This is a genomic window from Bacillus benzoevorans (assembly GCF_014207535.1).
GTDB lineage: Bacteria > Bacillota > Bacilli > Bacillales > Cytobacillaceae > Bacillus_BD > Bacillus_BD benzoevorans.
In genome coordinates this window covers 157,930-182,280 of sequence record NZ_JACHGK010000007.1, presented here as the reverse complement: position 1 = coordinate 182,280, position 24,351 = coordinate 157,930, and the positions used below count along the sequence as shown (strand labels likewise).

General features: G+C 41.1%; 23 protein-coding genes, 1 riboswitch and 1 other annotated feature. Of the genes, 16 read left to right on the top strand and 7 right to left on the bottom strand.

All coding sequences use genetic code 11. The features are described 5' to 3' along the window. The first annotated feature begins 97 nt into the window (after window positions 1-97). The 5 genes from HNR53_RS11735 to HNR53_RS11715 all read left to right on the top strand — a co-directional run bounded on the left by HNR53_RS11735 (window position 98) and on the right by HNR53_RS11715 (window position 4,634). Window positions 98-1,228, top strand: a complete 1,131-nt coding sequence (locus HNR53_RS11735; protein WP_246439541.1) for a PTS transporter subunit EIIC — start codon at window positions 98-100, stop codon at window positions 1,226-1,228. Between the two features lie 212 nt (window positions 1,229-1,440). Next, window positions 1,441-2,514, top strand: a complete 1,074-nt coding sequence (locus tag HNR53_RS11730) for a CAP domain-containing protein (RefSeq protein ID WP_343065319.1) — start codon at window positions 1,441-1,443, stop codon at window positions 2,512-2,514. A gap of 155 nt (window positions 2,515-2,669) precedes the next feature. Next, a complete protein-coding gene (gene map / locus HNR53_RS11725; RefSeq protein WP_184526145.1) occupies window positions 2,670-3,413 on the top strand; it encodes a type I methionyl aminopeptidase in 744 nt (247 codons plus the stop codon). A 146-nt stretch (window positions 3,414-3,559) separates the two neighbouring features. Then, the gene (locus HNR53_RS11720) at window positions 3,560-4,342 is read left to right on the top strand and encodes an alpha/beta hydrolase family protein (RefSeq protein WP_184526143.1); all 783 of its coding nucleotides are present in this window, start codon (window positions 3,560-3,562) and stop codon (window positions 4,340-4,342) included. A 49-nt stretch (window positions 4,343-4,391) separates the two neighbouring features. Then, complete coding sequence (locus tag HNR53_RS11715) at window positions 4,392-4,634, top strand: DUF2584 domain-containing protein (RefSeq protein WP_184526140.1); 243 nt, start codon at window positions 4,392-4,394, stop codon at window positions 4,632-4,634. 48 nt (window positions 4,635-4,682) lie between these two features. Here HNR53_RS11715 and HNR53_RS11710 read toward each other — a convergent pair whose 3' ends face one another. Next, complete coding sequence (locus tag HNR53_RS11710) at window positions 4,683-5,000, bottom strand: BC1872 family protein (RefSeq protein ID WP_184526138.1); 318 nt, start codon at window positions 4,998-5,000, stop codon at window positions 4,683-4,685. 148 nt (window positions 5,001-5,148) lie between these two features. Between HNR53_RS11710 and HNR53_RS11705 the strand changes: the two genes are divergently transcribed. Next, a complete protein-coding gene (locus HNR53_RS11705) occupies window positions 5,149-5,640 on the top strand; it encodes a GNAT family N-acetyltransferase (RefSeq protein WP_184526136.1) in 492 nt (163 codons plus the stop codon). A 65-nt stretch (window positions 5,641-5,705) separates the two neighbouring features. Here HNR53_RS11705 and HNR53_RS11700 read toward each other — a convergent pair whose 3' ends face one another. Further along, the gene (locus HNR53_RS11700) at window positions 5,706-6,482 is read right to left on the bottom strand and encodes a class I SAM-dependent methyltransferase (protein ID WP_184526135.1); all 777 of its coding nucleotides are present in this window, start codon (window positions 6,480-6,482) and stop codon (window positions 5,706-5,708) included. Between the two features lie 137 nt (window positions 6,483-6,619). On the opposite strand from HNR53_RS11700, the gene HNR53_RS11695 reads away from it, so the two are divergent. Next, entirely contained in the window at window positions 6,620-7,507 is an 888-nt protein-coding gene (locus HNR53_RS11695; RefSeq protein WP_184526133.1) for a LysR family transcriptional regulator, read from the top strand. Window positions 7,508-7,666: 159 nt separating this feature from the next. Here the strand turns inward: HNR53_RS11695 and pckA are convergent, their stop codons facing one another. Continuing rightward, the gene (pckA, locus tag HNR53_RS11690; RefSeq protein ID WP_184526132.1) at window positions 7,667-9,253 is read right to left on the bottom strand and encodes a phosphoenolpyruvate carboxykinase (ATP); all 1,587 of its coding nucleotides are present in this window, start codon (window positions 9,251-9,253) and stop codon (window positions 7,667-7,669) included. Between the two features lie 228 nt (window positions 9,254-9,481). Next, a riboswitch (SAM riboswitch) is annotated at window positions 9,482-9,693 on the top strand. Window positions 9,694-10,031: 338 nt separating this feature from the next. Between pckA and metK the strand changes: the two genes are divergently transcribed. Together metK and asnB are read left to right on the top strand one after the other, a co-directional pair. Further along, window positions 10,032-11,237 carry a methionine adenosyltransferase gene (metK, locus tag HNR53_RS11685; RefSeq protein ID WP_246439539.1) on the top strand — a complete coding sequence of 402 codons (1,206 nt, stop codon included), beginning with the start codon at window positions 10,032-10,034 and terminating at the stop codon, window positions 11,235-11,237. A gap of 473 nt (window positions 11,238-11,710) precedes the next feature. After that, window positions 11,711-13,615, top strand: coding sequence for an asparagine synthase (glutamine-hydrolyzing) (gene asnB, locus HNR53_RS11680; protein WP_184526130.1), 1,905 nt, complete (start codon window positions 11,711-11,713; stop codon window positions 13,613-13,615). Here asnB and HNR53_RS11675 read toward each other — a convergent pair. Then, entirely contained in the window at window positions 13,582-14,487 is a 906-nt protein-coding gene (locus HNR53_RS11675) for a C39 family peptidase (protein ID WP_184526129.1), read from the bottom strand. The genes asnB and HNR53_RS11675 overlap by 34 nt on opposite strands. Window positions 14,488-14,582: 95 nt before the next feature. After that, entirely contained in the window at window positions 14,583-15,107 is a 525-nt protein-coding gene (locus HNR53_RS11670; protein ID WP_184526128.1) for a gamma carbonic anhydrase, read from the bottom strand. A 144-nt stretch (window positions 15,108-15,251) separates the two neighbouring features. On the opposite strand from HNR53_RS11670, the gene HNR53_RS11665 reads away from it, so the two are divergent. Then, window positions 15,252-16,055 (top strand): alpha/beta hydrolase, encoded by an 804-nt coding sequence (locus tag HNR53_RS11665; protein ID WP_184526127.1) that lies wholly within the window; start codon window positions 15,252-15,254, stop codon window positions 16,053-16,055. 13 nt (window positions 16,056-16,068) lie between these two features. Continuing rightward, complete coding sequence (locus HNR53_RS11660; RefSeq protein ID WP_184526126.1) at window positions 16,069-17,148, top strand: tetraprenyl-beta-curcumene synthase family protein; 1,080 nt, start codon at window positions 16,069-16,071, stop codon at window positions 17,146-17,148. 51 nt (window positions 17,149-17,199) lie between these two features. Here the strand turns inward: HNR53_RS11660 and mnmM are convergent, their stop codons facing one another. Both mnmM and mnmL read right to left on the bottom strand, forming a co-directional pair. Beyond that, window positions 17,200-17,784 (bottom strand): tRNA 5-(aminomethyl)-2-thiouridylate-methyltransferase MnmM, encoded by a 585-nt coding sequence (mnmM, locus tag HNR53_RS11655; RefSeq protein ID WP_184526125.1) that lies wholly within the window; start codon window positions 17,782-17,784, stop codon window positions 17,200-17,202. Then, complete coding sequence (gene mnmL / locus HNR53_RS11650) at window positions 17,781-18,749, bottom strand: tRNA modification radical SAM protein MnmL/YtqA (RefSeq protein ID WP_184526124.1); 969 nt, start codon at window positions 18,747-18,749, stop codon at window positions 17,781-17,783. The genes mnmM and mnmL overlap by 4 nt, the downstream gene beginning before the upstream one ends. 165 nt (window positions 18,750-18,914) lie before the next feature. Here mnmL and HNR53_RS11645 point away from each other — a divergent pair, with 165 nt between their 5' ends. The 5 genes from HNR53_RS11645 (at window position 18,915) to leuS (ending at window position 24,236) form a co-directional block, all read left to right on the top strand. Next, window positions 18,915-19,178: a DUF2524 family protein gene (locus HNR53_RS11645; RefSeq protein ID WP_184526123.1), complete on the top strand. Its 264-nt coding sequence runs from the start codon at window positions 18,915-18,917 to the stop codon at window positions 19,176-19,178. 11 nt (window positions 19,179-19,189) lie between these two features. Further along, complete coding sequence (locus HNR53_RS11640; protein WP_184526211.1) at window positions 19,190-19,354, top strand: glycogen biosynthesis protein GlgD; 165 nt, start codon at window positions 19,190-19,192, stop codon at window positions 19,352-19,354. A 149-nt stretch (window positions 19,355-19,503) separates the two neighbouring features. Next, window positions 19,504-19,860, top strand: coding sequence for a DUF485 domain-containing protein (locus HNR53_RS11635; RefSeq protein ID WP_377802081.1), 357 nt, complete (start codon window positions 19,504-19,506; stop codon window positions 19,858-19,860). Beyond that, entirely contained in the window at window positions 19,857-21,383 is a 1,527-nt protein-coding gene (locus tag HNR53_RS11630; RefSeq protein ID WP_184526121.1) for a solute symporter family protein, read from the top strand. The genes HNR53_RS11635 and HNR53_RS11630 overlap by 4 nt, the downstream gene beginning before the upstream one ends. 115 nt (window positions 21,384-21,498) lie before the next feature. Next, window positions 21,499-21,725: a binding site (T-box leader), on the top strand. A 93-nt stretch (window positions 21,726-21,818) separates the two neighbouring features. Next, complete coding sequence (gene leuS, locus HNR53_RS11625; RefSeq protein ID WP_184526120.1) at window positions 21,819-24,236, top strand: leucine--tRNA ligase; 2,418 nt, start codon at window positions 21,819-21,821, stop codon at window positions 24,234-24,236. The last annotated feature ends 115 nt before the right edge of the window (window positions 24,237-24,351 follow it).

The following is a 24,351-nucleotide window of genomic DNA, read 5'->3' as shown; positions in this document are numbered from 1 at the left end:
GTTATGAGGCAAAAGCAGGAATTTTTCAAAGGAAATTTTTCGAGCAAGCGCGCTAGTATAGGGCGCATTTGATAATAAGGCAAAGGAGAATTCTATAATGGAAGCAGGGATATACGGAATGAATGATTCAAAGGATAAGGAGGAAAGTACAGCAAAAAAGGATTCGGTTCTTTCAAAGGTCCTTGGGGTTATCTCAGGAAGTTTTGCTCCGATACTGGGTGTTTTAGCGGGCTCTGGACTATTATCTGCATTATTAGCTGTATTAACCATGCTGGGATGGTTATCTAAAGATAGCGGTACATACGCCATATTGTCCGCAGCAGGACACGCCATCTTTTATTTTTTTCCTGTTTTTCTTGGGGTCACTTTAGCCACTAAGCTGGGGGCAAATCCATATGTCGGGGGGACCATCGGTGCCGCACTTTTGGAACCGCATTATACTGATTTGGTGGGCGGCGGAGCCGGCAATGTTGAGTTTCTTGGAATTCCGGTACTTTTAATGAGTTATTCTTCTACCGTTTTCCCCATCTTAATTGCTGTTTCGATTTATGCCGTTTTAGATAAACTGTTAAAAAAGATCATTTATAAAGATCTGCAGATGTTCATTAATCCGTTGATTTCATTGGTCATTATCGTTCCATTAACCATTCTCCTTTTCGGTCCTTTTGGGACGTATGCGGGTGAGGGAATTGGAGCAGGAATTGAATTTTTAAGCGCAAAAAGCGGATGGATTACGGGGGCAGTCTTAGGCGCAGGCTGGACGTTTTTAACGATCCTCGGTTTGCATTGGGCCGTTATTCCCCTTGCTATTGCTAATTTGGCAACGGGCGGTGATTCAATTATTCCTATGGCAGCGGCAGCCCCGTTTGCACAGATTGGAATGGCAATTGGCGTTTTATTAAAAACGAAAAACAAGGATTTAAAGACTTTAGCGGGTTCAGGAATTGTCCCGGGAGCGTTAGCCGGAACAACAGAGCTCATCACATACGGAATTCTTGTCCGTTATAAAAAAACAATGGTGATTGTTGCTGCAGCAGGAGCAGCAGGCGGTGCGATTAATGGGATGCTTGGCTTAAAAATGACCACTTTTGTTCTGCCGAGTTTCTTGTCCATCCCGGCCTTTGCCCCAATGGGGTTATACGTCATTGGTATTTTTGTTGCTTTAGTGACAGCGCTTATCCTTACGCTATTATTTGGCTATGAAGATAAGAAGAGCCAAAAGGGATAGAAAAATCGCAGGGAAATGATAAAGAGACTGACTAAGATGAAGTCAGCCTCTTTTATTTTTGACCTATTTACCTCTATAGATGCCACCTTCCGTTTTTACCTTCAATTTTGCAACAGAACACTCCCATAAAATACGGTTATTACCACCTATACTTTTTGCTCCTTCTGCAAGACTAAGAAGGTAACACAGCATTTCCAAAGGAGGTTATTGAATTGATAAAGAAAAAGTTAGGGTTGTTTATTGCACCGGCTTTGGTGCTAGGGCTGGCCGCTTGTAATAAGGACAACGATAATGCGATGGATCATACAGATGGAAACCGAATAAATACATCGACAACCACAAATGTTGATAACAATTTATATCGTGTGAATAATCGTTATCCTTTTGATCATCAGGGACCGCTTACCGAGGATTATAACAATGATAATGACAGACGATATAATCGTAATGGTACACGGCTGATCAATACTACTGACAATAACAGGGATAACGGAGACAGAACATCATTCAGAAATCGCGTACAAAATAATGTGAATGTAAATAATTGGAGAAACAATGATCGCAACCCGAACATTTCCAGTTATCAGACAACTAAAAACAGCACAAACTATCCGCAAACTAGGGCTGTTTTAGTGCAAGAGGCAAGATACCAATTTGTTCCTGTAGATCCGAATCAAAATTCACAAAAACAATTAAATCTTCGCCAGGGTTACGAACTGGTTCAGACTCCAGAATTGCAGCAGAGGATGATGCAGCAGGCACAGGCGCTATTGCAGCAACAGCAGGCACAAAGACAGCAAGCACAAGCGCCACAGCAGCAAGCACCGCAGCAGCAAGCACAAGCACCGCAGCAGCAAACGCAAAATAAGCCGGCACCTGCTGCTCAGCAAACTCAGACACCGGCAAATGTAAGCCAGGCTGTCCAGCAAGTGATTGATTTAACCAATCAGCAGCGGAAGCAAAATGGTCTGCCAGCGCTGCAGGCTGATACCAAGCTAAATAGCGTCGCACAAAAAAAATCAGAGGATATGCAGCAAAAGGGATATTTCTCGCATACAAGCCCAACCTACGGCTCTCCATTTGATATGATGCGTGATTTTGGTGTAACGTATCGCTCGGCAGGGGAAAATATTGCCCAAGGTCAACGGACACCACAGGAAGTGGTTCAGGCATGGATGAATAGTGAAGGACACCGCAAAAATATTTTAAGCCGTGATTTCACTCATATTGGTGTCGGTTATGATCCTGCCGGTCACCATTGGACACAAATGTTTATCGGAAAATAAGCACAAAAAAAGAGACTGACCTATATCAAGGTCAGTCTCTTTTACGTTTTTCGAATCGTCGATTCATTTAATTTTAATTAACACTGTGTTAATATGGAGGATGATTAATAAAAGGTATATTTATGTTAAGTTTTTATTGAAAGAAGGAATGTATAGTGATTGCAAAAACAGAAGCGGATTTTCAAGGTCTTAAAGAGGCCGGTAAAATAATAGGAACCATTCGGGATGAAATGGTGAAGAAAACAAAGCCAGGAATCACGACAAAGGAACTGGATGATTTTGCCGGAGAACTGTTTGAACAATACGGCGCCATTTCCGGTCCTAAAGGTGAATATGATTTTCCAGGGTTTACATGCATTAGTGTGAATGATGAAGTGGCCCACGGTATTCCAGGAAAACGGGTGATCCAAGAAGGGGATTTGGTCAATATCGATGTATCCGGTTCAAAAAATGGTTATTTTGCCGATACCGGCATATCCTTTGTCGTCGGTGAAGGGGATCCGATCTTGACAAAGCTGTGTGAAACAGCAAAGAAGGCGTTTGAAGCAGGGTTAACAAAATTTAAAGTCGGCGGCAAGAAAAATGCTATCGGCAAAATGGTTTATCAAACAGCAAGGCAGAATGGATTCACGGTGATAATGAATTTAACCGGGCATGGAGTCGGCAGAGCTCTGCATGAAGAGCCTGACCATATTTTAAACTACTATGATTCATGGGATAAAGAATTGCTTCGTGAAGGAATGGTTATCGCTTTTGAACCATTTATTTCAACCGGTGCGCAAGAAGTATATCAAAAGAACGACGGATGGACGTATGCAACAGAAGATAAGAGCTTTGTGGCACAGATTGAACATACTGTTATTGTGACAAAGGAAGGACCCGTTATTATTACGCAATAATCAGGTACTCATCTAATTTCCTGGAGGAACTCAACCTTCAGGATTTTTTTCATCATCACCATGCTGTGCAAGCGGCAAGGAAAATGATGATTTCCTAAATTAAAGGCATAATAAGCTTGAGAAGATGAAAGCATAAGGTGGCGACAATGAATAATCGAATGGTATTGAAGCAGAGATTTCCATCACCCAATCCCGCCATTGAATTATCGATCATTACTTATTTATCTAACGATGGATTAAAGGTCAAAGGTTTGCTGGCAGAACCGAAAGATGATAGAAATTATGACGGGTTTCTATATTTGCGCGGGGGCATTAAAAATGTAGGAAAGGTCAGACCGTCACGAATTATCCAATTTGCTGCAGAGGGGTTCATTGTTTTTGCCCCTTTTTACCGCGGAAATCAAGGCGGAGAAGGGCATGAAGATTTTGCCGGCGCTGACAGGGAAGATGCATTTTCCGGATTTGAGCTTTTGGACTCTCTGGAGAGGGTCAGAAGGGTACATATTTTTGGCTTTTCGCGCGGCGGTGTCATGGCGTTATTAACGGCGATTCATTATCAGCAGGCTGCATCTATTGTAACATGGGGCGGGGTCAGCGACATGTTCCTCACGTATGAGGAGCGAATGGATTTACGGAGAATGATGAAACGGGTTATAGGGGGAACACCGGCCAAAGTTCCGGAACAGTACCGGGAACGAACTCCTATCTATATGCTGGAAAAATTAACCCTGCCGGTGTTGATTATTCATGGGCGAAAAGACAAAAACGTCTCCGTAGAGCATGCCTACCGGCTGGAAAAAAGGTTAAAAGAACTGAACAAAAGGGGAGAAACTTGGTACTTTGATGAGTTTACCCATTACTTCCCGCCAGCCATCAATCGACAGATCGTTTCAGATTTAACGGCATGGATGAAAAGGCAAGTCAATTAAGGTAGAATACAGTTATCAAAGGTCGATGGTATAAAGGAGGAAAAACAATATGGGGATGCCTTTAGAATTAAATACAATGATTGTCACAAAAGGAAAAGAAAAGCGGGTGAATGAAAATTATTTCACTTTGGTGAAAAATGAATACCGGCTTTATCCCATGGAAATTCCAATTGAAGTTCGGAAAACAAAAGACAGTGAACCAGATGCAATCGCTAAAATTAAAAAGCTGGAATGGGAAAATGAGAAAACAACCATTTACTATGAACTCGTTTCGTTAAATACAACAAATTAATCGAGAAAATAGGAAAAGGTGTGAAGAATAATCCACACCTTTTTACTATTATAGCCATTCATCTGCCGGCGAACTCTGATCGGCAATTAAATGGGCTGCATTTGTAATGGCTTCTGCTAACGTATTACCTGCTGCACATGAGTGATGAAATTGATTATCGAAACAAACTTCAGAATCTCCCTTGAGGGTATACTGATAGCCATAGTCCTCTAATCTTTTCACAATCAGCATGGCATGATCAAGATTCGATTGTGGTTGAAACTCTTGTTCGTTGATAAATACGCCTTTTTCATGATTGTACCATTTACCAGTGCTATATAATTTCCAGCCTAGTATTCTACGTGCTATTGAATCTGTCTTGTTCATCTCCCTAAGGCCCCTTTTTCTTTTAATCTTAACACTATTTGTGTAGTAATAAACATATTTAGATTATTCCAATTTTTCATGATAAAATCAAGTGAACTGCTTTCCTTTTTTTGCTGTGTTAAAATGGATCGGGAGGGAGGCTTGTCTTATGTTACATATACGCAATGTGAAAATGGGGGATTTAGCTGCAGTAACGGCCGTAGAGCAGCAATGTTTTCCAATTGAGGAGGCGGCAACGGGAGGAGCCTTTGAAAAACGGATCAGACTTATTCCGGATAGCTTTTTTGTCGCGGAAGAAGAAGGGGAAATCATTGGTTTAGTGAATGGACCGATCATTCATACAGCATTTATCACCGACGATTTGTTTACGGAAATTAAAGAGAATCCCGCAACAGGAGGGCACCAAAGTGTGTTAGGCTTAGCTGTGTCCCCTGCATTTCAAAAGCGGGGAGTTGCTCAAGCGCTGCTCAGTGCTCTGGAAAAAGAGGCGAGAGCGCGCAAATGTGAAACGATTACACTCACCTGCAAAGAGAACTTGATCCGCTTTTATGAGAACTTTGGCTTTAATAACCATGGTGTTTCCAACTCCGAGCATGGCGGAGTTACCTGGTATAATATGATTAAACCACTACTAACGTAACCATGCTGTTATATGATTGAACGTTATGAAGGCCCCATAAGATTTTATGAGGCCTTGGCAGGCAATTATTCTTTTACTCCTATTACACGGATTCTTTTATAATCAGCTGTCCAGCGGCCATCAGCATATAATTTTTCCCTTACTTGTTCCTCAACATTCAGGATGATCCGATTCTGCTTGTCGGTCTCGACCCTATTTAACAGCTGGCTGCCAAACATTTTAATCCAGTTTCTTAATCCATCCTCACCATCCAATGGGGTCGGACGATCGAAATGCTGGGCAAAGGTTACCCGGAATCCAGCCTCTTCCATCAATGAAGTATATTCGGCAATACTTGGATAGTACCAAGGGAATTGTTCCTGTTGGTAAGTGATTCCTGCTATTTTTAAATGAGCAATAATGGCATCGGTAATGGTTTGCACATTTCCTTTCCCGCCAAATTCGGCAACAAATCTTCCGCCTTGTTTTAGGCTATGATAAATGCTGTGCAAAGCCTCTTGAGCTTGTTTAACCCAATGAAGGGTTGCATTGGAGAATACGGCATCAAATTCGCCTTGATAATTTAATTTTGCTGCATCCTCTACCTTAAATGGGATATGAGGATATTTTTCCTTCGCTTGTTGAATCATATTTTCTGACTGATCAACACCGATTACATCTATTTTACGGTCGAACAGTTTTTTTGCCAAATCCCCGGTACCGCAGCCAAGGTCAAGGATTTTCTCGCCTTCAAGAGGTGCTAATAATTCCATGATCCCACTTCCGTATTTCGATACAAAAGAATGCTTCCCATCATATAAACCGGCATTCCAAATGTCTTTCGCGCTATTCATCTTTTCCATCGCTGCTTTCTCTCCCTTTTTATATAATTTATAATACTGTAAAATTTTGTTAACTTGAGTATAATCGTTTAGATGGATAATGAAAATTAACAAAAAATAAGGAAATTAATAACGATGTGTTATTAGAAGGGAACCATATGGACATTAAATGGCTAAAAACATTTATCACTGCAGCTAAATACGAAAATTTTCGCAAGGCCTCAGAAGAATTGTTTCTCACACAGCCGGCCATTACGAAGCATATTCATAGGCTTGAAGAACATCTGCATATTCAGTTATTTGACAGAAATGGAAAGAGTATTTCCTTAACTTCAGCTGGAATCCATTTTCTTCCTTATGCAAAGGATATCATAGAGAAATATGAGCAGGGTTTAGAACAGTTTGAATTATGGAAACAAGGCTATGAGCGAAAACTTATTATTGCCGCTGCTCCGCAGATTGCTTCCTCTATTCTGCCATCCATCCTAAGGGGTTTTATGGACTGTCATCCGTCTATTGAAGTACTTATTAATGTTCTTAATTCTTATGAAATCGGGGAAGAACTCAGTGCAGGACGAGCGCATTTAGGATTAACAAGAATAAAGCCTATTCAGACAAATATTAACTGCCAGATTATCCACGAAGAGCCTGTGATCTTTACCGGACCTTATCCCGCTGATACAGATCATATGGATGATGAAAAGGCGGTTTTGCAAAAATACAAATTAATCACCCATAACCATCCGGATTATTGGGAGCAGTTATTGAATGAGATTAAAAGATCTTACCCGGCAGTCCGCACGATGAAGGTCAATCAAATAGAAGTAACGAAGCGGTTTATTGAACAGGGACTGGGGGTTTCCTGCTTACCCTATACCATGGTCAGGGATGAACTGAATCAGAAAAGATTGCGGAAGATCGAAACGGAGAATATAAATCTTCCGACGTCTTCCACATATATCATCACAAAAGCTGTAACAAACGAAGTTCATTTATTTATTGATTATTTAAAGACAGCTATGGAGAATATGTATTTTATGCACTGATAAGGTAGTTTGTTTGCAGTTTCACAATTATTATTGTAAAATTAAAATAAATCTGATAATTATTGTTATGGCAAAGTTCAATCATACAAAAAAGAAATCGGATATGCATCCGATTTCTTTTAATCTATCAAACCATTAAGCTAACAGTCTAGTATTTAATTAAGCAACAGGGCCGCCCTTTTCAATAATTTCAGGTGCCACATTTTTGAATTTATTAAAGTTTTCACGGAATTTATTGGCCAGTTCTTTTGCTTTCGCATAGTATTCTTCTTGATTTTCCCATGTTTGATTTGGCTGAAGAACGTGATCAGGAACACCGGGAACATGTAAAGGAATATCAAGACCAAACACTTCATCTTTTTTCGTTTCTATGTTATTTAGTTCTCCATCTAATGCCGCGTGCACCATGGAACGGGTATAGCTTAGTTTCATCCGGCTGCCGACTCCGTATTCTCCGCCGGTCCAACCTGTGTTGACAAGGAATACACTTGCATTATGCTGACTGATTTTTTCACCGAGCATAGCAGCATATCGTGTAGCAGGAAGCGGTAAGAACGGTGAACCGAAGCATGTAGAGAAAGTTGCTTCAGGAGTTGTAACCCCGCGTTCTGTTCCGGCTAACTTTGATGTATAACCGCTTAAGAAGTGGTACATAGCCTGTTCTTTTGAAAGTTTAGCGATCGGAGGCAATACCCCGGATGCATCAGCAGTTAGGAAAACAATAGCTTGCGGATGACCGGCAACGCTTGGATCCACAATATTATCAATGGCTTGAAGCGGGTATGCCGCACGGGTATTTTCAGTTAATGAACCATCATCATAATCTGCAATCCGTGAATCATTATCGAGAATAACATTTTCTAATACTGAACCGAAACGGATAGCATCAAAGATTTGCGGTTCTTTTTCACGGGATAGGTTGATACATTTTGCGTAGCAGCCGCCTTCAATGTTAAATACGCCATTGTTAGACCATCCGTGTTCATCGTCCCCGATTAAACGGCGGTTAGGGTCTGCAGATAGGGTTGTTTTTCCTGTACCTGATAAACCGAAGAAAAGGGCAACATCTCCTTCACGGCCAACGTTTGCGGAACAATGCATAGACAAGATACCGCTTTCAGGGAGCAGATAATTCATAAGAGAGAATACAGATTTTTTAATTTCACCTGCATATTCAGTTCCGCCTATTAATACAATTCGTTTTTCAAAAGATATAATGATAAATGTTTCTGATGTCGTTCCATCAATCGCAGGATCTGCTTTAAAGTTTGGTGCAGAAATGATGGTGAAACCAGCTTCGTGACTAGCTAACTCTTCCTGAGTTGGACGAATAAATAATTGATGAGCGAATAAATTATGCCATGCATATTCATTGATTACCTGGATCGGTAAACGGTATTTTGTATCAGCACCGGCAAAACCTCTGAAAACAAATACTTCTTCTTTCGCTTTAAGAAAATCTAATACTTTATTCAAAAGGTTTGCAAAAATCTGTTCAGAAATTGGCTGATTTACTGCACCCCAATCAATTTTATCCTTTACAGATTCTTCCTCTACAATATATTTATCTTTCGGAGAGCGGCCTGTATATTTACCTGTTGTCGCACGAACAGCACCAGTAGATGTTAAAACACCTTCGTTTCTTTCAATGACTTTTTCCACAAGCTGAGAAACAGATAGCTGATTCAAAACATTACTGCCCTTAAGTAATTCGTTCACTTCATTCGTCTTACTTACAGAATTCATCCGATGAGTACCTTCCTTTTATTCAAAATATTTGAGTTGTAAAACATTTTTTAAAAAGTATAACACAATACATCTAATTAATCACACTATTAAATAAAAAATATTTATTTTTTCTAAAGAAATAAAAATAAGGAAATGGTTTGAATAATTTAATAATATAATAGGAAAAGGTAAAAGGATTGACTTTATTCATATTTGTACGGTAAGATTTTAATTTGAACGGATACTCTCTTATCCCGAGCTGGTGGAGGGACAGACCCTATGAAACCCAGCAACCTGCTTAAAGAATTACGCCCTGGCAAAATCATCTTGCTGCTTTAGGTTTTTTCTAAGAAACTACTGAAAAAGCCTGTTATATAAACAGCGAGTCGAGCCATTGTCGTTCTTCAAAGAAAAGGTGCTTAACTGAGGCAAGGACATCATTCCTTGAACGATAAGAGTGAAAAGTGCGAATCGATTGCTTTCAACCTTTTCACATGATGGAAAGGTTTTTTATTTTGCCATAAGGCTAAGATCGGCTTTCGATGCATGAAACATGATAAAGGGATTTATTTAAAAAGCTATGATGTCCATGTTTACAAAGGATAAAACCCGCTTATTTTTCCATACTACTTAGGGAATGAGTTCCGTATCAATAGGGGTTCTTTAAACATATTTGAAGCACCTCCAAATCATTAACGTATATACTAGTAAAAGGCTGGAAAGTTCATTCATTTCATCATAGAGGAAAAGGAATATGAATGGAACAAGCTTTCCCTTTTCAAGGAGGAGAAAAAGATTGTCAACAAAAAAACATCGTTTGTTTACTTCTGAATCTGTTACAGAAGGCCATCCGGATAAAATTTGTGACCAGATTTCTGATGCTATTTTAGACGCCATTCTGGCACAGGATCCTAATGCTCGTGTTGCTGCAGAAACATCAGTTAATACTGGCTTAGTGTTAGTAACTGGTGAAATTTCAACTTCTACTTATGTCGATATTCCGAAAATCGTACGCGGAACGATTAAAGAAATTGGTTACGTAAGAGCAAAATATGGCTTTGATTATAAAACATGTGCCGTTTTGACTTCTATTGATGAACAATCTCCAGATATTGCGATGGGCGTTGACAAAGCATTAGAAGCGCGTGAAGGAAGCATGTCAGAGGAAGAAATCGATGCTATCGGAGCAGGAGATCAAGGATTAATGTTTGGTTTTGCGTCCAATGAAACAAAAGAATTAATGCCGCTTCCGATTTCCTTAGCTCACAATCTAGCGCGCCGCTTAGCTGATGTTCGAAAACAGGAGATTATCCCATATCTCCGTCCTGATGGTAAAACACAGGTAACAGTAGAATACGATGAAAATAACAAACCTGTTCGTGTTGATACGATTGTCATCTCTACTCAGCATCATCCTGAAATTACGCTGGAACAAATTAAAAGTGATTTAAAGGAATTTGTGATCGCGCCAATAGTGCCTCAGGAACTTCTTGATGAGCAAACAAAATATTTTATTAATCCAACCGGGCGTTTTGTCATTGGCGGACCTCAGGGGGATGCCGGATTAACAGGCCGTAAAATTATCGTTGATACTTATGGCGGCTATGCTCGTCACGGCGGTGGTGCATTCTCCGGTAAAGATCCAACGAAAGTGGACCGTTCTGCTGCCTATGCTGCTCGATATGTAGCGAAAAATATTGTTGCTGCCGGATTAGCTGATAAAGTAGAAGTCCAGCTGGCATATGCCATCGGAGTTGCGCGGCCTGTTTCGATTTCGATTGATACATTTGGAACGGGACAAGTAGAGGAAGATGTACTGGTGAACCTTGTAAGCCAACACTTCGATCTTCGCCCAGCAGGAATTATCCGGATGCTGGATCTTCGCCGTCCGATTTATAAACAAACGGCGGCATACGGACATTTTGGCCGTACAGATGTGGATCTTCCGTGGGAACGTACAGATAAGGCTGAATTGTTAAAACAGCTGGCACAAGGTAAATAATAACAAAGAATAAAATGGGGATGCATCGGTGAATGCACCCCTTTTTTCGCCTCTCTTCCACCCATATTCACTTCTTACAAAGAATATGATGTTTTCACATTGATTTTTTATTTCCAGCATGCCATTATAAAAAAATTAGTGGTAGTATAAGAGAGTATGTTTTTTTACTTTATTCAGCAGAAGTCTACAGTTCTGTAAGCGTCGAGATGGATGTATATGAGTTGTGCATTCAATGAGGTCAAACCCTGGCTGAATAAAGGTAAAGCCTCCGGCGGATGCCTCGATTTTTTAAAGGAATTTTTTCGAGCGAGCTCGACGACGGACAGGACGTCCTAGTCAGGCTAGACATAAGGACGTGGCGCTTTGAGTGAGAAAAAAATCGGGCGCAAATACGCCAAGGCGCATTTGATTAGATAAATTCAGGCTTTAGTACCCATCAGGGGTGTAAGCTTTATTAAGGAGTGACGTACATAATGTGTGGTTTTATTGGTTGTGTACATGAAAAAGCACAAATCTTTCAAGAAACCGATAAACAGCTTTTCAAAAATATGAATAACCTGATTACCCATCGGGGACCTGATGATGAAGGCTATTACACCGATGAACATATCCAATTTGGCTTCCGCCGCTTGAGTATTATTGATATTGAGAGCGGACATCAGCCATTAACCTATGAAAATGAGCGTTATTGGATTATTTTTAATGGTGAAGTGTATAACTATGTGGAATTGCGTGAAGAACTTCTCAAAGAAGGCTTAAGTTTTGCAACCAGTTCAGATACCGAGGTTATTATTGCTCTATACAGTCATGTGAAGGAAAAAGCGGTTGAGCGATTGCGCGGCATGTTTGCCTTTGTCATTTGGGACAAACAGGAGCAGACGCTGTACGGTGCAAGGGATCCTTTCGGCATTAAGCCATTTTTCTATTGCGAGAGTGAGGAGCAAACTTATTTTGCTTCCGAGAAAAAGAGTATTTTATTGGCATTAAAAAATGAAGTATTAAATTACGAATCATTACAGCATTATTTAACTTACCAATTTGTTCCGGAACCTGAAACGTTAACCGAGGGAATTCATAAATTAGAACCGGGGCATTATTTTACAAAAAAAATTGGCTCGCCGCTGGAAATTAAGCGTTATTGGAAGGCTCATTTCCATCCGGTACAGAAATCAGAAGCAGATTTTGTCAAAGAAATAAAAGATGTTCTATTTGATTCGGTTAAAGTGCATATGCGCAGCGATGTACCGGTGGGGTCTTTCCTCTCAGGCGGCATTGATTCATCGATCATTGCGTCGATTGCTAAGGAATTTCATCCTGCGATTAAGACGTTTTCTGTTGGCTTTGATCATAATGGCTTCAGTGAAATTGATGTGGCGAAGGAAACAGCTGAAAAGCTTGGTGTAGATAATATCAGCTATATTATTTCTCCTGAAGAATATATGAATGAAGTGCCAAAAATTATGTGGCATATGGACGACCCATTAGCTGATCCGGCTTGTGTACCGCTTTATTTTGTTGCCCGCGAAGCACGAAAGCACGTTACCGTTGTGTTGTCCGGTGAGGGAGCCGATGAATTATTCGGCGGGTATAATATCTATCGTGAGCCGCAGTCGCTTGAAGTCTTTAACAAGATGCCACAATTTGGCAAAGTTTTCCTCAAATGGATTGCTGCATTGATGCCTGAGGGTATGAAAGGAAAAAGCTTCATTGAACGAGGAGTAACCCCAATGGAAGAACGGTATATTGGGAATGCGAAAATGTTTACCGAAGCAGAAAAACGTCAGTTATTAAATGTCTACAGAAACGATTTGAATTATACCGATATTACGAGACCACTATATGAAGAGAGCCGCGGGTTTGATCCGGTAGATCGGATGCAGTATATTGATATTCATACATGGATGCGCGGCGATATCTTATTAAAAGCAGACAGAGTCACAATGGCTCATTCGTTGGAGCTTCGGGTTCCGTTTCTTGATAAAGAGGTATTTAAAGTGGCATCGCAAATCCCAACGTCGTTAAAAACAGCAAACGGCACAACAAAATACGTGCTGCGTAAAGCAGCAGAAGGGATTGTCCCTGACCATGTGTTAAATCGGAAAAAATTAGGCTTCCCTGTACCGATTCGACATTGGCTTAAGGACGAAATGAACGATTGGGCAAAAAAAATAATCCGCGAAAGCAGCACGGATCATTTAATTAATAAAGATTATGTGTTAAAGCTTCTTGATGCCCATTGCCAGGGCAAGGCAGACAACAGCCGTAAAATTTGGACAGTCCTGATGTTTATGGTCTGGCACCAAATTTATGTTGAAAAAGTCTATAACTTTGAAGCGGACTATGTTCAGACCTCTGAAGCATTGTCTGCAAGAGGATAATCGGGAAGATAGGTGATTGCCTGTTTTCCCATTTGCACCCAGGATTCTTCAAAATCTTTTATGGGTGCTTTTTTATTTTTCGCACCTGTTAAAGGATCGTTAAAATAGACGTAATTTGCATCATATCCGGTTATAAGGACTGAATGCTCTTTGTAGGTAATATCTATTGGTCCATTTGGTGTCTGCCATGTTTGAAAATAATTTGGCTCAAGATGCCTGTACGCTGTATTTGTAATGACCCAAACCGGGCGCCCGTCTGAAAGATGTTTTTTAATCTCCTCAAAGTCTGAGCCTGTAAAGTCGTGGATCGAGCCGGGTAAATACTTTTCCGCCAATTCTGCAATGGGACGATGATACACACCCAGTCCCGGGTTTTGATACGAATACATATCCCCGACAAAGCCGTTATTCGGGTGACCGAAATAGACGATTCCATGTTCTTTGCGATAGGCCGTTGGATCTCGTTTGATTTGCTCAGCCAGCATCATTTTATCCGCATGAATACCTGCATACTGGAGCATCATCGCCAGGCTTGTCACTTCACAGCCGCGCGGCAATTCCGGTTTCTGATTGATGACAGGTGCATCGAGGAGTACGCTGTCTTTTACTTCAATCAAGTCTAAGATAAAATTTTCCTCGATAAAAGCATTCGTTTTGGCTATCGGTGTTTGCAGCAGATTTTTAAAGCGGGTCATAGCATTGACAGCATTTTCCTGCTTTAATGTATCAAGCAAAATACCTGCCGTGATCATGGAAACACTAAAAACGAAAACGATTATCGATGAAACAAGCCTTTTACCCGTTACAAATTTAGCGATAAGCAGTATCAAAATACAAAACAGGAGGAGAATAACCATATATAGTAAATTCATGTGCTTCACCCTAAATCAATAATCAAAATCCTTATGGGATTATTATCGGATGAAATCGCGGTTTTTTAATGTGGTGATAAATGGTAAAGTGCTGGTTACTGATTTTGATTTTGCTGCAGTGCCCGGTAGTACTGGCCTTTCTCGACATATTCCCGTCTAACTCGTTCCATATCGGCAAGATCTTCCGGTCCTAATTCACGGATTACTTTTACAGGTCTGCCAAATGCAAGCGTATTTGGCGGGATTTTCTTCCCTTTAGGGACAAGACTGCCTGCACCGATAAATGCTCCTTCACCAATTTCAGCGCTGTCTAGTATGGTTGAGCCCATGCCAATAAATGCCTTTTTTCGCAAAATACAGCTGTGCAGAATCACTTGATGGCCCACCGTTACATCGTCTTCAAGAATAAGCGGGTTATTGGGGCTTTGATGTAATACAGAGTTATCCTGAATATTGACTCTTTTTCCGATAATTGTTGGTGCAACGTCACCGCGGATAACAGTATTGAACCAAATGCTGGATTCATCGCCAATTTCTACATCACCTGTGATGGTGACATAATCGGCAATAAATGCGGTGTCAGAAATTTTGGGGATTTTCCCCTTATATGGATAGATCATTTTGCAGCTCTCCTTTAAAACCATCATAATAATAAATTGATATGCTTTGATTATTTTCTGATAAGGGTATTGATTTGTCAAAGCTTTTGTTTTTGCGTCATAATAGAAGGATAGCGAAAAAGTGTGTAACAGGAGGAAGGAACAATGTGGAAGTGGGAAGCGGAAGGAGAAGCAAAAGCAGTGATTGTGATGGTCCACGGAGCCATGGAACATCACCGCCGCTACGGCTGGTTAATTGAAATGTGGCGGTTATCAGGCTTTCATGTCATCATGGGTGATCTGCCCGGACAAGGGATGACAACGAGGTCAAGAAGGGGCCATATTGATTCTTTCGATGAATATATATTTGAAGTAAAGGATTGGATTCAGGCAGCGTATCAGTTTAATTTACCGGTATTTCTTATCGGTCATAGCATGGGCGGCTTAATTTCCATCCGCTTGCTGCAGGAAGAAAAAATGAATTTGGCAGGAGTAGTGCTCTCTTCTCCATGTTTAGGTTTAGTGAATTACCCGGCGAAAATGACGAATCTATTTTCTTCCGTCCTAAATGTAGTTGCCCCAAGCTTTAGAGTGAATTCTGGTTTAACCGTTGATATGGCAACCCGTAATCCAGATGTAAGGGAGGCTGATGTCAATGATACTTTGTATATCACCAAGGTATCCGTCAGATGGTATCACGAGCTCATTCAGGCGATAAAGTTTGCTTTTGAAAATAATGATAAAATTCAGGACCTTCCATTTCTGGTGATGCAGGGCGGCGATGACAAAATAGTTAATAAACATACTGTAAGAGACTGGTTTAACGATGTTCCGCTATCAGAAAAAAGATTTAAGGAATGGCCTAAATGCTATCATGAAATTTTCAATGAGCCTGAACGGGAAGAAGTATTTGAGTATGCCAAGGATTTTTTTAACAGCCAATTAAAAGCAATTGGCTATATTGTGTAAGTGAGGTTTTGTTATGTCAGTTCCATCAATGCCGTTTAGTTTAATGGCAAAAGCATACCGCAAAATTTTTCCAACTGTCCACCGGGAGCTCTCCTTTTGGAAAGAGCGTGCTGAGCAGATACCGGATCCGGAATTGCGCAGTCAGGCCTTAGCAAGTATCGAATATAAAACTTTTCATTGTGAAGGCGGAGCGATATTAGCTTTAACAGCGAATGAACATTACGCGGAAGTGATTCGTTTTATCGTTGCTTATCAAACGATCAGTGATTATTTAGATAATCTATGTGATCGAAGTACATCACTGGATCCGAAGGATTTTTCCGCACTGCATGAAGCAATGAAGGATGCGCTGTCGATGGAGGGAAAACAGCAACAGTCAGGGGACTATTACCGTTTTCGCAATGAACGGGAGGATGGGCGGTATTTGTATGATTTAGCTGCAACCTGCCGGGATGTCTTGTCCAGGTGCAGCCATTATCCAGAGATTAGGGAGTATTTATTAGAGCTTTGTCACTATTATTGCGACCTGCAGGTACATAAACATGTGATCCCTGAGCAGAGGGTGCCGCGTCTCAGAAATTGGTTTAATAATAATAAAGAAGCGATTCCTGAGATGTCATGGTATGAATTTTCCGCATGCTCCGGGTCTACTTTAGGGATTTTCTGTCTTGTATCTTATGCTTTTCGCGACGATTTTGTCGTCGGACATGCTGAGCATATCCGTCAGGGTTATTTCCCGTATATTCAAGGACTTCATATTTTACTGGATTATTTTATTGATCAAGAGGAGGATCGCCAGGGGGGCGATTTAAACTTTTGTTTTTATTATAAAAATGATCAGGAGCTGTTTCACCGTTTACAGCATTTTGTCAAAGAGGCTGACCGCCATACAAAACTGCTGCCGCATAAACGGTTTCATCAATTGATTAACCGGGGATTGCTCGGTCTTTATCTCTCTGATGACAAAGTAAGGAAACAGCAAAATATCTGGAAGCTGGCAAAGGAAATATTAAAAACAGCAGGTCCTGCAAGTGCCTTCTTCTATTTTAATGCAGTCATATACCGGAAATTGCAAAAATCTTCTCCGGCCTAATCAAACACGAGAGAGTATATCATTCACGCAGAAAAAGAGCACAGGTTTGAATTATTCAACCTGTGCTCTTTTTTCAATGGCCATAATAAAAGGCGGGTTATTTATTTGGTTGATAAAGCGGTACTGTAAAACATGCGCCTTTTTTTGGTCAATACTTCCGGCATATTGCAACAGGATGTCCCGTTCGACTGCGCCTTCAGGATGACCATGGTAAATAACCAGGACGATCATTCCTTCCGGTGCCATGATAGAAAGGAGCTGTTCAATAGCTGAAATCGTTGTTTCCGGTTGCGTTACCAATGTTTTATCACCGCCGGGCAAGTAACCAAGGTTAAAAATGGCGGCAGTGATTTTTCCATGATATTGAGGTGGAATGGATTCTTTAATATGTTCATGACCTCTTTGATAAAACGTAACGCGATCCGTAAAATCTCTTTTTTCGATTCGTTTTAAACTGTTTCTGAGGGCGGTTTCTTGAATATCAAAGCCGAAAACCTGTCCGGAATCACCAACCAATTCACATAGCAGTTCCGCATCATGTCCGTTTCCAAGCGTTCCGTCAACGACTGCATCACCGGGCTTTATTGCCTTAGCTAAAAGCGTTTTTGCAAAAGGAAGGATTCGTTCCAGCTTCATCCTTTCACCCCACTATCCTGTGGTACATAGAACTTGCCCTGCCAACTGTTGCGGCGGACGAGTTCTGCATCGATGGCATTCAATACTTCCCATTTATTAACACTCCACATCGGACCAATCATTAAATCAATCGGACCATCACCTGTGATTCGATGGATAATCATTTCAGGAGGAAGGATTTCTAATTGATCACATACTAATTGGACATAGTCTGCAAATGATAAAAACTGCAGCATCCCTTTTTCATATTGTTTGACCATTGGTGTACCCTTTAATAAATGGAGAAGATGGATTTTAATTCCCTGCACATCCAAGCTGGCTGCCGCTTTTGCTGTTTCCATCATCATATCGGTTGTTTCAAGCGGAAGACCATTGATAATGTGAGAACATACACGAATGCCGCGCTGGCGCAGTTTCTCTACCCCGCTGACATAGGTGGGAAAATCATGGGCACGGTTAATCAGATTCGCTGTTTGTTCATGAATCGTTTGCAGTCCGAGCTCTACCCATAAATAGGTTCGTTCATTTAACTCCGCTAAATAATCAACGACATCATCGGGGAGGCAGTCCGGTCTCGTTGCAATAGACAGACCGACTACACCTTCAAGGTTTAATACCGTTTCATATTTTTCCCGTAATACATCGACGGGAGCATGCGTATTGGTAAATGCCTGAAAATAGGCCATATATTTGCCATCTTTCCATTTTGTGTGCATTTTACTTTTTATTTCATTGAACTGTTTAATAAGGTCATCGGCGCGGTTGCCGGCATAATCTCCTGAGCCGGAAGCACTGCAAAATGTGCAGCCTCCGTGTGCCACGGTGCCGTCGCGGTTCGGACAATCAAAACCTCCATCTAAGGCAATTTTAAACACCTTTTCCCCAAATGTATTTCGTAAATGGTAATTCCATGTATGGTAACGCTTCTGATCTGCTGCATATGGAAAAGGGTTATTCTGATTCAACTCAGATTCCTCCTTTTATACTCGAATTTATCCATTTTATCATGAAGTGAATGAGTTATCCACTGTAAATAGAACGAAGCATGGCAGGGTAAAAAGAGAAATCTTGCACAAAATAAAAGCGTAAGCTCGGTTAGAGCTTTCTCAAAGAATAGGAGGGGTTTTCCGATGGCAACGCGTGAGTCGGTTGAACAGTTGATTCAAGAATGTGAAGATGCATTACGCTTCGCAAATGACCAATGTACGATAAGCAGTACACAACAACACTACAATGATAATGAACATGTTCAGGCTTTGCAGCAATTAGAAGCTGCCTATAATGATTTAGCGAAACTGGCTCAGAGTGCAAATGGGCAGCAGCGGGAACAATTACACCGGATGCGGCTGCAGCTCCAGCAAATGCAGAATCAGATGATCTTACTCGGACGGTAGGAGGAAAAATGATGAAAAAACGATCAAAACAGCAGAATCCTGAACAAAAAACGCGAAATGGTGTTAATAGTCAGGATGTCGAATTTGGCGAAGAAAAGGATCTTGTAAAACTGGCAAAAAAGAAATATGAACAAAGCGGAGCGCAGCCGACAAGGGCAAAAATTCATCCAAAATAATGATTTGGCATAAAAGAGCTGATTCCTTCAATGGATCAGCTCTTTTCAACGTTATTACGGGACTATTATCCTGACTTTTATAATTATATTGCTATTTTTATCTACATTTTTTAGAATATAAATATAATTCAGAAAATTACAAAAAAGGAGTGGTTTATTTGGAGAATTATGCAAAAACTGATGTTGTACAACAAAAAGAGCCAAATTACGATTTTGAAAAAATTGCAGGCAGTCAAGATTTTAAGCATTTACTCAACACCAAGAAGAAATTCCTCATTCCATCTACGATTATCTTCTTAAGTCTTTATTTTTTATTACCAATCCTTACTTCCTACACTACGATTTTAAATGAGCCTGCTATTGGCTCCATATCCTGGACATGGATTTATTCCATGGGCTTATTTGTGATGACATGGGTATTATGCATGACTTATGTAAAGAAAGCGGCAAAATTTGATTCTATGGCCGAAGAAATCGTTGAAAATCAAGGAGAACAAAAACTATGAGTATGGTAGCCTTTGTTTTATTTGTTCTGATTGTCGGAATGACGCTCGTGATTACCTATTGGGCTGCCAAACGGACCAAAACGGCAAGTGAATTTTACACTGCCGGCGGCGGTTTAACTGGCTGGCAGAATGGACTAGCTATTGCCGGGGATTATTTATCCGCTGCTTCGTTTTTAGGAATTGCCGGTGCTATTGCCTTAAATGGATTTGATGGATTTTTCTTTTCCATCGGTTATTTAGTGGCTTACCTGGTTGTTTTATATATCGTGGCCGAACCGCTGCGCAACTTAGGCCGTTATACAATCGCCGATATGATCAATGCCCGTTTTGATGAAAAGAAGATCCGCGGAACAGCGGCATTAAGTACGATTACCATTGTGATTTTTTACATGATTGCCCAGTTAGTTGGAGCCGGCGCACTTATTCAGCTGTTATTAGGAATTGATTATTGGGTGGCCGTCTTAATCGTGGGCGTGATGATGACGATTTATGTATTATTTGGCGGAATGACAGCTACAAGCTGGGTGCAAATTATTAAAGCCTGCCTGCTTATGCTGGGAACAGTGGTCATTTCTTTTCTCGTACTGGCAAAATTCGACTTTAATATTTTTAACATGTTTAAAGAAATGAAAACGTTAACACCACATGGGGAAAATTATTTAAACCCCGGCATCAAGTATCAGAATCCGCTCGATACGATTTCGATGATGGCAGCGCTTGTTCTTGGAACTGCAGGTCTGCCGCATATTTTAATGCGTTTCTTTACGGTAAAAGATGCGAAAACAGCCCGCAGCTCTGTGGTAACCGCCACATGGGTGGTCGGAATCTTCTATATTTTAACGATTTTCCTTGGTTTTGGCGCCGCAGCCTTTGTTGGCTCTCAGGATATTATCAGTGCTAATGCAGCCGGTAATATGGCCGCACCATTATTAGCAAAAGCATTAGGCGGGGACTTCCTGATGTCCTTTGTATCAGCTGTAGCCTTTGCAACCATTTTAGCGGTTGTAGCAGGTCTTGTATTGTCAGGTGCGTCCGCATTCGCCCATGATATTTATGGACAAATTATTAAAAAGGGCAAAGTGACGGAAAAACAGCAAATGCTGGCAGCCCGCTATGCGTCGATTGGGGTTTCCATTTTTTCCATTATTCTTGCTTTGTTTGCGCAAAAAATGAATGTGGCATTTCTGGTTTCACTGGCTTTCTGTGTCGCAGCAAGTGCGAACCTGCCGGTCATTATCTATACCATCTATTGGAAAAGATTTAATACAACAGGGGCCGTTACCGGTATGCTGACTGGTCTGATCTCAGCATTAGTGCTAGTGGCGGTGAGCCCGAATGTGTTAAACCCTGAACCAGGGGTGGCTATCTTCGTTGGGGAACCGCTGTTGGCCTTAACGAATCCAGCGATTATTTCGATACCAGCCGGATTTATCGGCGGGATTATCGGAACACTAGTTTCCCATAAACGGGATGAGAAAAGATATGCAGAAGTCATGGTGAAGGCAAATACAGGCGTAAAATAAAACAAAGGGCTGTTCCAAGGTGCTTACCCGTTGGAGCAGCCATTATTATTTCACCTTTAGTGTGAACTTGCATCGTAACATAAAATGGTATAGAATAGCACTATATATTCATAAATCAATGACATTGAAAAGGAATAGTAATGATTTGATTTCCTGAACTAATAGAGAACTGACGGGTGGTGCAAGTCAGTCAGGAACGTCATGAACTCGCCTTAGAGTTGCGATCACGAAGCCCAGTAATGATTGCCGTTTACCGCGTTAAGGTTGAATGAAGCGAGTGACTTGTGCACTAATGTGGGTGGTACCGCGGGAAGATTCGTATATAATCCTCTCGTCCCAATTTGGGATGAGGGGTTTTTTATATTTTTCTCTAAATACAAGTGTCAGAAAATGTGTGAAGGTAATTGTCAATTTTATTTTTGGGAGGAAAAAGAAATGAGTTTCAATCATCTTGAGATTGAAAAAAAATGGCAAAAATTCTGGGAAGAAAATAAAACTTTTAAAACAAGTGAAGCTAAAAATAAACGTAAATTTTACGCTCTTGATATGTTCCCATACCCATCTGGTGCAGGATTGCACGTAGGCCACCCGGAGGGTTATACTGCAACGGATATTTTATCCAGATTAAAAAGAATGCAGGGCTATAATGTTCTTCATCCAATGGGCTGGGATGCTTTTGGTCTTCCGGCTGAGCAGTATGCATTGGATACAGGAAATGATCCCGCTGATTTTACGCTTCAAAACATCAATAATTTCCGCCGCCAAATTAAATCATTAGGTTTTTCCTATGACTGGGATCGGGAAGTGAATACAACAGATCCTCATTATTACAAATGGACGCAATGGATCTTTTTAAAGCTTTATGAAAAAGGCCTGGCATACATTGATGAAGTAGCCGTGAACTGGTGCCCGGCGCTTGGGACCGTGCTGGCCAATGAAGAAGTCATTGACGGAAAGAGTGAACGGGGCGGACATCCTGTAGAACGCCGTCCAATGAAACAATGGATGCTGAAAATCACTGCCTATGCCGATCGTTTGCTTGAAGACTTGGAAGAATTAGATTGGCCGGAAAGCATTAAAGATATGCAGCGCAACTGGATTGGCCGTTCCGAAGGTGCAGAGGTCAATTTCAAAATTGAACAGCATGATGCAGCCTTTACTGTATTTACTACTCGTCCTGATACCTTGTTCGGCGCTACGTATTGCGTTCTTGCACCTGAACATGCATTAGTAAAGGAAATCACAACCGACGAACAGCGTCCTGCAGTGGATGCCTATTTAGAGCAAATCAAAAGTAAAAGTGATCTGGAAAGAACCGATTTAGCAAAAGACAAAACCGGTGTCTTTACCGGAGCTTACGCGATTAATCCGGTGAATGGAGAAAAGACACCGATCTGGATTGCCGACTATGTATTAGTCAGCTATGGTACCGGAGCTATTATGGCCGTACCGGCACATGATGAGCGTGACTATGAATTTGCGAAAAAATTCAACCTTGAAATAAAAGAGGTTGTTGCCGGCGGAGATATTGAAAAGGAAGCCTATGCCGGTGATGGAAAGCATGTTAATTCAGACTTTTTAAATGGATTAAATAAGGAAGATGCCATCAGTAAAATGATCGCTTGGCTTGAAGAAAAGGGGATTGGGACGAAAAAAGTAACCTACCGTCTTCGCGACTGGCTGTTCAGCCGCCAGCGCTATTGGGGCGAACCGATTCCGGTTATTCACTGGGAAGACGGAACAATGACGGCTGTTCCTGAAGCTGAATTGCCGTTAGTGCTTCCAGTGACAAAAGAAATCAAACCATCTGGAACAGGTGAGTCGCCGCTGGCTAATATTACGGATTGGGTCAATGTTGTCGATCCGGAAACAGGTAAAAAAGGACGCCGGGAAACAAATACGATGCCGCAATGGGCAGGCAGCTGCTGGTACTACCTGCGTTTTATCGATCCGCATAATGAGGAAGCTTTTGCCGATTTTGAAAAATTAAAAGAATGGCTTCCAGTTGATATTTATATCGGCGGAGCAGAGCATGCCGTTCTGCACTTATTGTACGCCCGCTTCTGGCATAAATTCTTGTATGATCTTGGTGTTGTTACAACAAAAGAGCCATTCCAAAAGTTATTTAACCAAGGAATGATTCTTGGGGAAAATAATGAAAAAATGAGTAAATCAAAAGGCAATGTCGTCAATCCGGACGAAATTGTCGAAAGCCATGGTGCTGATACACTGCGTCTTTACGAAATGTTTATGGGACCTCTTGAAGGTTCGATTGCCTGGTCAACAAATGGAGTGGACGGAGCAAGACGCTTTCTTGACCGAATTTGGCGTTTATTCATAGAAGAAAATGAAACGTTGAACGCGAAAATTCAGGACAATGAACAAGGCAGCAGTCTGGAGAAGGTTTACCATCAAACGGTGAAAAAAGTAACCGAGGACTATGAACATTTACGCTTTAATACGGCGATTTCACAATTAATGGTGTTTATCAATGATGCGTATAAAGCGGATGTCCTGCCAATCAGCTATATGGAGGGCTTTGTCAAATTGCTTGCACCAATGTGCCCGCATATTGCGGAAGAGCTGTGGGAAAAGCTTGGTCATAGCGGCAGCATTTCATATGAGGCGTGGCCGGCATATGATGAGGGAAAATTAAAGGATGATGAAGTAGAAATTGTGATTCAAATCAACGGGAAAGTAAAAGCAAAGCTGATGGTACCGGCAGATACCAATAAGGATGCGTTAGAACAAATCGCCATGGGCGATGATAAAGTCAAAACGCAAATTGATGGAAAAACGGTTCGTAAAGTGATTGCTGTACCGGGAAAACTCGTTAATATCGTGGCCAATTAAGAGAGGAAAACAGCACTTGAGTTCAGGTGCTGTTTTTCAATGAATCTATTCGAATAAGATAAATGAAAAGAGACCTTATCAGAAGATAAAGGTCTCTTTGTCTAGATAACCAAAG

Excerpts from the sequence above, each read along its gene's own strand:
- HNR53_RS11735 (WP_246439541.1), top strand. The coding sequence starts at position 98 with ATGGAAGCAGGGATATACGGAATGAATGATTCAAAGGATAAGGAGGAA.
- HNR53_RS11720 (WP_184526143.1), top strand. The coding sequence starts at position 3,560 with ATGAATAATCGAATGGTATTGAAGCAGAGATTTCCATCACCCAATCCC.
- HNR53_RS11715 (WP_184526140.1), top strand. The coding sequence starts at position 4,392 with ATGGGGATGCCTTTAGAATTAAATACAATGATTGTCACAAAAGGAAAA.
- HNR53_RS11710 (WP_184526138.1), bottom strand. The coding sequence starts at position 5,000 with ATGAACAAGACAGATTCAATAGCACGTAGAATACTAGGCTGGAAATTA.
- HNR53_RS11705 (WP_184526136.1), top strand. The coding sequence starts at position 5,149 with ATGTTACATATACGCAATGTGAAAATGGGGGATTTAGCTGCAGTAACG.
- HNR53_RS11700 (WP_184526135.1), bottom strand. The coding sequence starts at position 6,482 with ATGGAAAAGATGAATAGCGCGAAAGACATTTGGAATGCCGGTTTATAT.
- HNR53_RS11695 (WP_184526133.1), top strand. The coding sequence starts at position 6,620 with ATGGACATTAAATGGCTAAAAACATTTATCACTGCAGCTAAATACGAA.
- pckA (WP_184526132.1), bottom strand. The coding sequence starts at position 9,253 with ATGAATTCTGTAAGTAAGACGAATGAAGTGAACGAATTACTTAAGGGC.
- asnB (WP_184526130.1), top strand. The coding sequence starts at position 11,711 with ATGTGTGGTTTTATTGGTTGTGTACATGAAAAAGCACAAATCTTTCAA.
- HNR53_RS11675 (WP_184526129.1), bottom strand. The coding sequence starts at position 14,487 with ATGAATTTACTATATATGGTTATTCTCCTCCTGTTTTGTATTTTGATA.
- HNR53_RS11670 (WP_184526128.1), bottom strand. The coding sequence starts at position 15,107 with ATGATCTATCCATATAAGGGGAAAATCCCCAAAATTTCTGACACCGCA.
- HNR53_RS11665 (WP_184526127.1), top strand. The coding sequence starts at position 15,252 with ATGTGGAAGTGGGAAGCGGAAGGAGAAGCAAAAGCAGTGATTGTGATG.
- HNR53_RS11660 (WP_184526126.1), top strand. The coding sequence starts at position 16,069 with ATGTCAGTTCCATCAATGCCGTTTAGTTTAATGGCAAAAGCATACCGC.
- mnmM (WP_184526125.1), bottom strand. The coding sequence starts at position 17,784 with ATGAAGCTGGAACGAATCCTTCCTTTTGCAAAAACGCTTTTAGCTAAG.
- HNR53_RS11645 (WP_184526123.1), top strand. The coding sequence starts at position 18,915 with ATGGCAACGCGTGAGTCGGTTGAACAGTTGATTCAAGAATGTGAAGAT.
- HNR53_RS11640 (WP_184526211.1), top strand. The coding sequence starts at position 19,190 with ATGAAAAAACGATCAAAACAGCAGAATCCTGAACAAAAAACGCGAAAT.
- HNR53_RS11630 (WP_184526121.1), top strand. The coding sequence starts at position 19,857 with ATGAGTATGGTAGCCTTTGTTTTATTTGTTCTGATTGTCGGAATGACG.
- leuS (WP_184526120.1), top strand. The coding sequence starts at position 21,819 with ATGAGTTTCAATCATCTTGAGATTGAAAAAAAATGGCAAAAATTCTGG.